General features: G+C 58.6%; 5 protein-coding genes. 2 read left to right on the top strand and 3 right to left on the bottom strand.

Annotated features, from left to right (window positions below):
• The first annotated feature begins 113 nt into the window (after positions 1-113).
• Positions 114-1,526, top strand: a complete 1,413-nt coding sequence (locus Q1A59_RS03395) for a glycoside hydrolase family 32 protein (protein ID WP_298405717.1) — start codon at positions 114-116, stop codon at positions 1,524-1,526.
• A 25-nt stretch (positions 1,527-1,551) separates the two neighbouring features.
• Here the strand turns inward: Q1A59_RS03395 and Q1A59_RS03390 are convergent, their stop codons facing one another.
• Entirely contained in the window at positions 1,552-3,687 is a 2,136-nt protein-coding gene (locus Q1A59_RS03390) for a DUF6345 domain-containing protein (RefSeq protein ID WP_298405719.1), read from the bottom strand.
• A gap of 461 nt (positions 3,688-4,148) precedes the next feature.
• Here Q1A59_RS03390 and acnA point away from each other — a divergent pair, with 461 nt between their 5' ends.
• Positions 4,149-6,890: an aconitate hydratase AcnA gene (gene acnA / locus Q1A59_RS03385; RefSeq protein WP_298405721.1), complete on the top strand. Its 2,742-nt coding sequence runs from the start codon at positions 4,149-4,151 to the stop codon at positions 6,888-6,890.
• A gap of 455 nt (positions 6,891-7,345) precedes the next feature.
• Here acnA and odhB read toward each other — a convergent pair whose 3' ends face one another.
• Together odhB and Q1A59_RS03375 are read right to left on the bottom strand one after the other, a co-directional pair.
• Complete coding sequence (gene odhB / locus Q1A59_RS03380; RefSeq protein ID WP_298405723.1) at positions 7,346-8,671, bottom strand: 2-oxoglutarate dehydrogenase complex dihydrolipoyllysine-residue succinyltransferase; 1,326 nt, start codon at positions 8,669-8,671, stop codon at positions 7,346-7,348.
• Positions 8,672-8,985: 314 nt separating this feature from the next.
• A complete protein-coding gene (locus tag Q1A59_RS03375; protein WP_298405725.1) occupies positions 8,986-11,811 on the bottom strand; it encodes a 2-oxoglutarate dehydrogenase E1 component in 2,826 nt (941 codons plus the stop codon).
• Between the last annotated feature and the right edge of the window lie 561 nt (positions 11,812-12,372).

The raw sequence follows: 12,372 nt of genomic DNA, 5'->3' as shown, positions 1-12,372 counted from the left end.
TGCGGCAGTGATACTGCTGCATTCCACGATAGTAACGCTGTATTGATACGGTGTGCGGTAGTTCTCCTGCCGCGCTCCACGATGTTACTGTTTCTTTGCAGAAAGAGAACGGTATGACCAGCGACCCGCATCGCCCGCGCTATCACTTTTTGCCGCCGGCTAAGTGGATGAATGACCCCAACGGTCTGATCCAGTGGGGCGAGATATTCCATCTTTTTTATCAGTACAATCCTACGGGAACTTGTCATCGCAATATCCATTGGGGGCATGCGACGAGCGCCGATCTGTTGTATTGGCAACATCAGCCAATTGCGCTTACCCCAACGCCGGGTGGCCTCGATGCTGATGGCTGCTGGTCGGGGTGTGCCATTAATGATCACGGTATTCCTACGTTGATCTACACTGGTTTCCGTCTGCCCGATAGGCAGACGCCCTGTCTGGCTGTGAGCCACGATGGCTTGTTGACGTGGCAAAAGTGGCCAGAACCGATTATTCCTATGCCGCCCTCCGATCTCGATCTGCTCGGTTTTCGCGATCATTCGGTGTGGCGCGAGGATGACGGCTGGTGTATGTTAATCGGCGCTGGTATTCGCGGGCAGGGTGGCACGGCTCTGCTGTACCGGTCGTCAGATTTGCGGCGGTGGGAGTATGGCGGGCCGTTGTTGGTAGGTGATGCCGGTCAGTTTGCGCCGATCTGGACGGGTACACTCTGGGAGTGCCCAGATTTCTTTGCCATAGGTCAGGAGCACGTTCTTATCTGCTCGGTGTGGGATCAGCGTCCGTACTATACAATCGCGATGCGTGGCAACTATTACGGTGGCCGGTTTACCCCACAGACGATCCATAAGCTTGATGACGGTGATGCCTACTTCTATGCGCCGCAGACGATGCCGATCTGCGATGGTCGCCGGATTATGTTTGGTTGGGTGATGGAGGGACGCAGCGAGTCAGCGGTGTTAGCCGCAGGTTGGGCCGGGGTGATGTCGTTGCCGCGCGAAGTGCGATTAACAAGTGATGGTCGTGTTGTGGCGTTGCCGATCGCCGAAGTGCGGCAATTGCGGGGGGCGGAACAGCGCGTGGCTCCCGGTACGATTGATCCTAGTGCGCCGCAGTGGGTGCCGATTCGTGGTGCGCATCTTGAGCTAGAGGCGACCCTGCTGCCGCCGCCACAAGGTACATGTAGCGTGTGGCTGCGCGCCAGCCCTGACGGCGCTGAAGCGACGATTGTGCGCTACGAGAGCGCTACGGCGACTCTGATCCTCGATCGTAGTCGATCGAGTCTAGCAAGGGATGTTTGGCGTGATGCACACCGTACTTATGTGCCATTATCGCGCGATGAACCACTATATCTACGCATTTTCCTCGATGGCTCGCTGATCGAGGTCTTTGCGAACGAACGTCGCTCGATCACCAGTCGTATCTACCCCACTCGACTTGATAGTGTTGGTATCGCCTTGCAAGCTGAAGGTGGTTCTGTTGAGGTAGTGGCGATGCGTGCGTGGGAGATGGCCAATATTTGGGCGTGACGCGCCTGCGCCACGCCCGCCAATCCTAAAACTCCCACCACACCCAATGGTATGATATGACCGGCAATGGTCGCGGCGGCATTGCTGTGCCCGGTTTGGGTAGTTTGTCGTTCAACGGATTGACCGAGCTGCTGCGGGCATAGATGTACGCTGGCTTGCCGGCGTTCATATCAAACGCCGTCTTGACCCAGGCCTGTGCGATGGTCAACTGTGCCCATGGCAAGTCGATGCCTAGAAATGATGGCATGCGCATGTTTGCTACCAAATTGCCGCCAAAGGCGACATCTTTCATGTTGCTGTTGAAACCGAGCAGCATGTGCGCGCCTTGGAAGGCGTTGAACCACCTACGGATCGGTTCGTTGCCCACCGTGTAGCCTTGCACCCGCAGTGTCTGGCACGAAGCAAACCCAACCCAGCGCAGATTTTGATAGCGCGCCTTAGTGGCATCGAACCATGTGCTGTCTTGGTTCGAGGTCATCACGATGCTGCCGGCGCCGCCATGGCCAGCATAGTAGACGAAGGCCGCCCGATCGACGCCACTTGTGCTGTCAATCCCGCCCAAACTCACATCGCGCCAGTCGCGTTCCCAAGCGCTCGCATTCGCCCAGAAGAAGCGCGAGGTGTAGCCGTAATCGCTCATGCCACTGTGAAAGCCGTTAACATCCGGGATTACTCCCGGTAAGTCAGAACCACCCGGCCCGTAGGGCTGGTAGTCCCAGTTGCCTTCGACACCAAACGTGTAGCTGGACGATTGGTTCAGCTCGATGTCTGGTAACGCCGCCGGACTGCTCCCGCTACGGATGATGGTTGGTACGTACACAAAGCGGTAATCCGGTGTGATGCTGATGCTTGCTTCCCGCTGTACTCCATTTGCATCGGTTGCGCGTAAGATGATGGTTACCGCATCTGGGGTCGTTTCACGCACCGCAGCCGGTAAGGTGACCGAACGACTGACCGAGCCGGGTGCATTGAGTGTGGTCGGGCTGCTGAGCGGGGTTCCGTCGCCGAGGAGCCATTGATAGGTGTAGGGCGCGGTGCCGTCGGTAATGGTTCCGGTGAGGTTGATTGCGCCGGTGGTGGGGAAGGAGCTGCCGTTGGCCGGCGCAGTGATGGTGACAGTTGGTCCAAACCCTCCCGATCCACCTACAGCCAACGGGGTTGAGAACGAGCGTAGCACTATCACCTCGCCACTTGGCAGTGTGACCGTAATATTATCGAAGACGGCTTCCGGCTCGATGATAGTTTGCTCGAACGAAGCATCGTCAACCATGTACGTTAACACCGGCACCGGCACATTCAGGTTGGCTGCGTCGGGATACGTTGCCCGGATGAGTGATTCAACCTCGCTGCGCACTTGGTTTAGGTCGCGCACCGGTACCGTACCACGAAACTCAAGGGTACGTCCAAAGAAAGGCATTGCTACGGCGGCTAGTCCGGGGACGCCGCTGTCAAGTGAGGTGCTGCCATTTTGCGGTGTGGTTGTGTCGGTGGTGGTGAAGAGCAACGAGATGTGGCCGCCCGCACCACCGATGGGGATAAACTGTTGGTTGTTGACAAAACCAAACGGCACTTCGACCACGACTCCGACGATCGACTGGCTTACTTGACCTAAAGTGGGGTCGTTGGCTGCGACTTGGGCAGCGCGGATCAGTGAGACACGGCCAAAGTCTTTCGTTGCATCGCATTGTCCCGGGGTCACCGGTAGCCGCACCGGATAATTACTCTGGCCGTTGCTCGCCAGTGTACCGTCGCGTCCAACGAAGTTGTTGTTGACGAGGAATTGGCAGGCTAATCGCTTGGCTGTTTCGTCGTTGATGGTACCAGCAGGTGTTTCGCGTCCGAGATCATCAAGGTCATACGCAAAGAAACCGCCCGATGCTTCGTATTGGGTCAGCACGGTGCGGTTTTGCTCGTTCAATCGGAAAAAGCGGTTCTTGCCGCGAAACTCGTCTTGCCCGGTTTGGGCTGCACGTCCGATGCCCTCAAGTGTGCCGCCTAACAATTGAGTAGTATCGTCGCTAACAGCAATTTTGGTTAACTGAAAGACTGGTAGCCGGTTTGGCCCCTGAGCTGGGGTTGGTGTGGGTGGCCATAGTGCAACCCACAGCATTCCGATAACGAACAGCGCCAACCATCCACGCGTGCGAACGACCATGTTCATCGTGATCCCTCCTCGATATACGCGGATCCGTGACCTGAAGCGATATGCGAAGAGAGAGGATGTGTAATGGCGCGTTTCAGGTTCTCATGATCTTAAACGAAGATCCCAACAGAAATAATCACCCATTGGTACCGGATTGTGATGCAAGCGTGCGTCTTCCGCTCACTGTGCGGATCAAACGCACCATCATTTTGTCCGGTAGCAATCGCAGCGCGGTGCGAATGTCATGCACTCATACGACAGTAATGCGTCTTATCTAGGTTAACGCGACATAATGCTGTGTGCTGCGCGGGGGACAATTCTCGTGCCCTACGGGTGAATTTGGTATAATTTCAGTGGTCTATCAACCTTTTGCACGGTTTGTGCGGCAAATCACAACATTGTGACAGTTCGTGCTATAATCGCTCTACCACAACATGGAATGGCCTTCCGTTACAGAGGTCAGCCGAAGGAGATGAACGATGGCCAACAGTTTCGGCGCTCGCTCGACCTTGACGGTCGGCGGCCGCACCTATGAAATCTACCGCCTTGACGCCCTCGCCAACTACGGCGTCAACCTCGCCCGCTTGCCCTACTCGCTGCGTATCCTGCTCGAAAATCTACTCCGCCACGAAGATGGCCGCACCGTCACTGCCGATGATATTCTGGCCCTAGCCAATTGGCAGCCCCAAGCCGAACCCGACCGCGAAGTAGCCTTTATGCCGGCCCGCGTCATTCTGCAAGACTTTACCGGCGTGCCGTGCGTGGTCGATCTGGCGGCGATGCGCGATGCTATGGCCGAGTTGGGCGGCGATCCGCGCCGGATCAATCCGTTGCAGCCGGTTGAATTGGTGATCGACCACTCGGTGCAAGTCGATGCCTATGGCTCGGAGGCGGCGCTGCTGATCAACAAAGACCTTGAGTTCCAGCGCAATGTCGAGCGGTATGCGTTCTTGCGCTGGGGCCAGACTGCGTTCGATAATTTCAAAGTCGTGCCTCCCGGCAACGGGATTGTGCATCAGGTCAACCTTGAGTATCTGGCCCGCGTGGTCTTTACTAGCGACGAGAATCCGCGCGCGAGCGGGCCAGTGCAAGCCTATCCCGATACGCTGGTCGGTACCGACTCGCACACTACGATGATCAATGGTCTCGGTGTGTTGGGTTGGGGTGTCGGTGGCATTGAAGCCGAGGCAGCGATGCTCGGCCAGCCGCTCTCGATGCTGATCCCGCAGGTGGTGGGCTTTAAGCTGACCGGTCGTCTGCGCGAGGGGGCGACGGCAACCGATCTGGTGCTGACTGTTACCCAGATGTTGCGCAAGTTGGGGGTGGTCGGCAAGTTTGTCGAGTTCTTTGGCCCCGGTTTGGCCAATCTGCCGCTGGCCGATCGTGCCACCATCGCCAATATGGCCCCCGAATACGGCGCAACCTGCGGTATCTTCCCGGTTGACGATGAGACGCTGCGTTATCTGCGTTTCTCTGGCCGCAGCGAAGAGCGGGTGGCGCTGGTTGAGGCATACTTCAAAGAGCAGGGCCTCTTCCACGATGAGCATACCCCCGAAGCCGCGTATTCGACCGTGCTTGAGCTGGATCTGAACACCGTTGAGCCGAGCGTGGCTGGCCCCAAACGTCCCGAAGGTCGGGTGTCGCTGACCGAGGTCAACCGCACCTTCCACATGGCTGTGCCGGCGATTATCAATCCGGCCCAGCCCGATACCGCGCTCTCGGCGGCTGATTTCGCCGCTACTGCGGTCGAGGTTCCCGGCGCTGGCTATAAGCTGCACCATGGTTCGGTCGTGATCGCCGCTATTACCTCCTGCACCAACACCTCCAACCCGTCGGTGATGGTGGCTGCCGGTCTGTTGGCCAAGAAAGCAGTCGAAGCTGGTTTGACCGTCAAGCCATGGGTCAAGACCTCGCTCGCCCCCGGCTCAAAGGTGGTGACCGAGTATCTTGCGAACGCTGGCCTATTGCCCTATCTCGAAGCGTTACGTTTCCACGTGGTCGGGTATGGCTGCACGACCTGCATCGGCAACTCTGGCCCGCTGGCGCCGGAAATCAGTCAGACGATCGATCAGTCGGGTTTAGTGGCCGTTTCAGTGCTTTCTGGCAATCGTAACTTCGAGGGGCGGGTGCAACAAGATGTAAAGGCCAATTATCTGATGTCACCGCCGTTGGTTGTTGCTTACGCTATTGCTGGTCGGATCGATATTGATCTGGATAAAGAACCGTTGGGGATTGGTAAGGATGGCCAGCCGGTCTATCTGCGTGATATTTGGCCGTCGCAGGCTGAAGTACAGCAGACGATCGAGACGGCGGTCCAGTCCGAGATGTATCGCCGCTCGTATGCTAGCGTCTTTGTCGGTGATGAGCGCTGGGAAAACATTCCGGTGCCGGCCGGCGATCGCTTCGCGTGGGATCCTGCCAGCACCTATGTCCGGCGACCGCCTTACTTCGATCAGATGAGTCCGAACCCGCCTGCGCGAGTGGCCGAGATTCACGGCGCGCGGGTGTTGGCGTTGCTCGGTGATAGCATCACCACCGACCATATCAGCCCTGCCGGCAGCATCAAGATTAACTCGCCTGCCGGCAAGTATCTGATTGAGCATGGCGTTGCTCCGGCTGATTTCAACAGCTATGGTGCCCGTCGCGGCAATCACGAGGTGATGGTGCGTGGCACCTTCGCTAACATTCGCCTGCGCAATAAGTTGGCACCGGGCACCGAGGGCGGCTTTACCACCTACCTGCCTACCGGCGAGGTGATGACCATCTACGACGCAGCGATGCGCTATCAGGCCGATGGGACACCGCTGATCGTGATTGCTGGTAAAGAGTACGGTAACGGCTCGTCGCGCGATTGGGCTGCGAAAGGCCCTTACTTGCAGGGGGTCAAGGCGGTGATCGCCGAGAGCTTCGAGCGCATCCATCGCTCGAATCTGGTCGGGATGGGGATCGTGCCGCTCCAGTTTATGCCCGGCGAGAGCGCAGCCAGCCTTGGCTTGACTGGCCACGAGGTCTACGATGTGATCGGTTTGGCTGATGCGATTGCCAGCGGCTTCGCCAATGGCCGAATCCTCACCGTGCGCGTCACTGCTGCCGATGGCACAGTGCGCGAGTTCCAGACCCGTGCTCGGATTGATACCCCGCAAGAGGTCGAGTATTATCGCCATGGCGGTATCTTGCAGTATGTGTTGCGCCAACTACTGGCTGAAGATCGCCAAGGCTAATCTCGCCGCACAGGGGTGCCTTACCCCCAACGGTTGAGGTGCAATGCGAAGCCGCAAAGGGAGTTAAGGTGCAGAGGGTAGAACGCAAAGGCGCAAAGGAGCGCAGCGGGCGCAGAGGGATGTGGGATGGTGATCATCCTCTGCGTCCCCTGCGCCCGCTGCGGTAAGGATCATGCAGCCCCTATCCCTGCCCTTGAACCCGCTATGGGAGGGGTGAACCCTCACCCCTAGCCCCTCTCCCACTGGTGCCGGAGAGGGGCGCTACTATGTTTCGCTCAACTAGTGCCTGTCGCGAAAACCCGCAGCTTCCCCTTTCCCGCCGTCAGGTGGGAGAGGGGGTGAAGGCCGATGCCAATGCTGTCAAGCGAGCAAAGGCGCAGAGGGATGTGGGATGGTGATCATCCTCTGCGTCCCCTGCGCCCGCTGCGGTAAAACAACATCCCCCCGCTAACGCCTTACCCCTCTAGCAGCAACGCCTCTGGATCCTCGATCAACTCCTTCACCTTCACAAGGAAGCGCACTGCGGTGCTGCCATCGATCAGGCGATGGTCGTAGCTGAGGGCAACGTACATCATTGGGCGAATGACAATCTGCCCGCCAACGACGACTGGCCGCTCTTCGATCTTGTGCATGCCGAGAATGCCGACCTGCGGCGCATTGAGGATTGGCGTGCTCATTAATGATCCGTAGACACCGCCATTGGTGATCGTAAATGTGCCCCCTTGCAACTCGGCAAGGCTCAGTGTACCCTCGCGCGCCTTCTTGGCGAGTTGGGCGATTTCGCGTTCGATCTGAGCAAAAGTCTTACGATCGGCGTCGCGTACAACTGGTACCACTAACCCTTCATCGACGCCAACCGCGATACCGATGTCGTAGTAGTACTTGATCACAACCTCGTCGCCCTGAATCTCGGCGTTGACGATCGGGAAGGCTTTGAGTGCGCCAACTACTGCCTTGGTGAAGAACGACATAAAGCCAAGACCAACGCCATGCCGCTCTTTGAACGAGTCTTTATGGCGGGCGCGCAACGCCATCACCGCGCTCATGTCGATCTCGTTAAAGGTAGTGAGCATTGCGGCAGTGTGTTGCGCCTCGACCAAGCGGCGGGCGATGGTCTGGCGGCGACGGCTGAGCCGTTGTCGCTCTTCGCGTCGGTCGCCATTAGTCGAGATGACCGGCGCAGGAGGCGCGGGGGCGGGCCGTGGCGGAGGTGGCGGCGGAGTCGCCGGCGCTGGCGGGGGAGTGGGCCGCGGCGGCGCGGTCTCGATCACAGTTGGAGCGGGATGGGTGACCTGTACGCGCGCTTCGTCAGCCTTCGCCGTAGACTCGCTCGGCCCGGCGCTCGACACCAAACGCAGCACATCCTCCTTCGTCACCCTTCCGCCGGGGCCGCTGCCCGGCACCGTGCGCAAATCAATCGCGTGCTCGGCGGCCACTTTCTGTGCGACCGGCGTCGCCATCACCTCAGTTACTGGCGTTGCCGCTACTGCCGGCGCGGGAGCGGCCACCGGCGCTGTTGCTGCCGGTGGCTCCTTTGGCAGTGCACCAGCCTCGATTGTTCCAAGCAGATCGCCGATCGCTACAGTTGTGCCTTCGGGGCAGGCAATGCTTGCCAGTACCCCGCTCTGATCAGCAGCCACTTCCAGATTAACCTTATCGGTTTCCAGTTCGACCACCGGCTCGCCGGTAGCGACTGCTTCCCCTTCGCGCTTTAACCAGCGCGCTACCGTCGCCTCGACAATCGACTCACCGAGCGACGGTACTCGGATTTCGTATGCCATGCCGTAACCTACCTCTACTTATCTATTGTGAACTAGGATGGAGTGATCCCACACTGTCATGATGTTTGTTCGAGCGATTGCTGCGAGGCTTCGCCTCTACTCCATGTATGTCATTGCGAGCCGCCAGAGGCGGTGAAGCAATCTCCTCCACGGGGAGCGGTACCTACTCAGGCATACGTTCTGCTGATGCGGTCGATTGCTGCGGGCGTGCAATACCCTCGCAATGACACATTGGGACAGTCCGCCGCCATCGTTCTCGTTCGGTCGTTTCCGCCATCCTGCCTTGATGCTCGGCTCCCTCTGCGCTACATCTCCTACCGCGCTAGCGACTCTCCCCCGGTCACCGCTGGTGTAGGCGTTTCCGGCAGATCAGCCACCGCTTCGCGCAGGATGCGAGCCTGCTCGCGCACGTGAATGCTATGCAGACCCTCAGCGGGGCTGGCCGACTCGGCCCGACCCACGTAGCGCAACTTCACGCCCGCCGGCAACAACTGCTGCAACCGCGGCCAGACAAACGTCCACGCTCCCATATTCTGCGGCTCTTCTTGCAGCCAAACCACCTCGTGCAGGTTGGGGTAGCGTTGCAGCGCCGCGCGCAACTCTTCCGCCGGGAAGGGATAGAGCAGCTCCAGCCGCAGCAGATCAGCTCTACCGCCGGTCTTCTCCCATTCGGCGCTGGAAATCAGATCGATAGCGACCTTGCCCGAACATAGGATCAGGCGCGTTACGCCTTCAGGCTCCGGCGCTTCAGCTCCCAATCCCAATATTGGTTGGAAGCGATTGTCGGTCAAGTCACGCAATGATGAGCTGCTGCGCGGGTGGCGCAGCAAGCTCTTGGGGGTCATGACAATCAGCGGCTTGGGATCAGCGTAGAGCGAAGCGGCTTGATAGCGCAGCAGGTGGAAGTATTGTGCCGCAGTTGTACAATTGGCGATGCGAATGTTATCGTTGGCGGCTAGTTGTAAAAACCGCTCAAGCCGGGCACTCGAATGTTCGGGGCCTTGACCCTCGTAGCCGTGCGGCAACAACATCACTAATGAAGGGTTCTGGCCCCACTTGGCATGGCCGCTGACAATAAACTGGTCAATAATCACCTGCGCGCCGTTGGCAAAATCGCCAAACTGCGCCTCCCACAGCACCAGCGTGTCGGGTGCGTGGGAACTGTAACCATACTCAAACCCCAGCACTGCCGCTTCCGAGAGCGGGCTATTATAGACGGCAAACGAGGCGCGTGCTTGCGGAATTGCGTGGAGCGGAATGAAGCGCTCACCGGTCACCACATCGTGCAGCACCGCGTGGCGATGACTGAACGTACCGCGCTCGCTGTCTTGGCCGGTCAGCCGGATGGGAGTGCCATCGGCGAGAATGCTGGCAAACGCTAGTGCTTCAGCGTGTCCCCAGTCGATCCCGTTCTCTTCGTAGATCGCTTGTCGACGGCGTTGCAGAGTTCGCTCCAGCTTAGGGTGAACAGTAAAGCCTTCAGGCCGGTCAAGCAGCGCCTCGTTGAGTTCGAGCAACGTCTTGGCTGAAACCGGACGGGCAAAGATCGGTGGGCGGCGTGGCAGCGGTGGGGGCGCAGGCGGCGGAGCGGGTGGCAACGATGCCGCCAAACGCTGTCGCTCACGTACCTTCTCGAAAGCCTGCTGCAACTTATTCATCACTGCATCAACCCGTGCTTGGGCCTCTTCGCGCGTAATAATCCCGCGTCGCTCAAGCTCGCGTGCCCAAATCTCGCGCACCGTCGGGTGATTGCGGATCCGCTCGTACATCTTGGGCTGGGTAAACTCCGGCTCATCGCCTTCGTTATGCCCCCACCGCCGGTAGCCAACAAGGTCGATCAAGAAATCCTTCTGGAACTTCTCGCGGTAGGCCGAGGCCATGCGGGCAGCGGCGACGCAAGCTTCGACATCATCGGCATTGACATGCACCACCGGTATTTCGAGACCACGGGCCAAATCACTGGCGTACAGCGTCGAACGCGAGTCGTTGCTGTCGGTCGTAAAGCCGATCTGGTTGTTGATAATAATATGGATCGTACCGCCAATGTGATAACCCTTTAAGCGCGAGAGGTTGAGCGTCTCGGCGACAATCCCTTGGCCGGGGAAGGCAGCATCGCCGTGGATCAAGATCGCCAATGACTCCTTCTCATCTTCTTCGGGGAAGCCGGGCCGGTGGCGGCGCTCTTGGGCGGCGCGCGCGCGGCCTTCAACAACCGGATTGATAAACTCAAGGTGGCTGGGGTTGGGTACCAACGTAATCGGCATCTCGGCGATGCCGCTCTCGCGGTAGGCCTTACGTGCGCCGAGATGGTACTTCACATCGCCCGTCCAGCCGTCATACGTATCTTTGGTATAGTCGGGTGAGTGAAACTCGGTCAAGATCATCGAATAAGGTTTGCCAAGGATGTGGGCGAGCACATTGAGCCGACCACGGTGGGCCATCCCGATCACAATCTCTTTCGTCCCAGACACCGCTGCATTGCGGATAATCGCATCGATCATCGGGATCAGCATATCGCACCCCTCGATCGAAAACCGCTTTTGGCCGGGGAAGGTCTTGTGGAGAAACCGCTCGAAGGTCTCTACTTCGGTGAGGCGGTCGAGCAATTCACGCTGGCGCTCGGCATCGAGCCCGCCAAAGAAGCGGCGATCCTCAGCGGCTTCGCGGATCCACGCCCGCTCGCGGTAATCTTGAATCTGATCGGTCTCATACCCGATCGAGCCGGAATAGACTTGCCGTAACCGTTCGACGCCTTCAGCAGCATTGCGCACCTGTGCTGCAATTGGCCCGCGTACAATATGGGCCGGCAGCGCCGCCAGATCGGCCTGCGTTACGCCGTGAGTAGCCAGCTCAAGGCCGGGGTCGCCGGGTGGGTCGCTGCCTAGCGGATCGATCCGGGCCGCGAGGTGGCCGAGTTCGCGAATATACCGGATCAAGCGTGCCGCGCCGACGATGCGCGTTACGTCGAGCGGTGGTTGGCCGGCCTCACCGGTGGAGACTGCGCTTTCGCCGGGTGGTGTCCATTGGGCAAAAAAGGCTCGTGTTGCCTCATCGACCGAATTGGGATCGGCGCAATAGCGCTCGTACAACTCGATCAGATAGCCGGCGTTGGGGCCGTAAAAGCCGTTCCATTCGTTCATGCCTCGCCCGCTCCTTGGTTGCAGATGGTTGGTGGTCAGTTATTTGTTATTAAAATCACAAATAATAGTGGTTGCACAGCACCATGTGCTACGTTCCTGTTCCTTATTGTACCACGCCGGCTGCATAGCGTTTCAAGGCAAAAAAGACGATGCGGCATCATGCCGCATCGTTTTCAAGCAGGTTCGAGAAGTACGAGATTCTATAGGCCGGTGATTGCGTTACAGGCCGCTGCTATGCCCAACATCGCGCTAATTGTGATCAGAACGGCCAAAAATTGCGCTAGCCGGTAGGATATCTCAAACCGGGTTGCTGGTTTTGAAACAGACGTAACTCGCTCTTCCTGCATCCTCGCCTCGCTTGCTTGTGTATTACTCGATATATTGATGATATTCACTTAATATCATTACCGGCTAGGGGTGATGCTCACCGGTTCTAGGGAAGATTCCCCCGTCCCCCCATGTCATTGCGAGCCGCGCAGAGCATGGTGCAGCAATCTCCCCCAAGAGCGGGAGCCATCTACTTCAGGCATGCATTCCGCAGAAGCGGGAGACTGCTTCGGG

The sequence above is a fragment of the uncultured Chloroflexus sp. genome (genome assembly GCF_937951745.1).
In the GTDB taxonomy this organism is placed as follows: Bacteria; Chloroflexota; Chloroflexia; order Chloroflexales; family Chloroflexaceae; genus Chloroflexus.
This window is presented reverse-complemented; position numbering and strand designations above follow the sequence as displayed.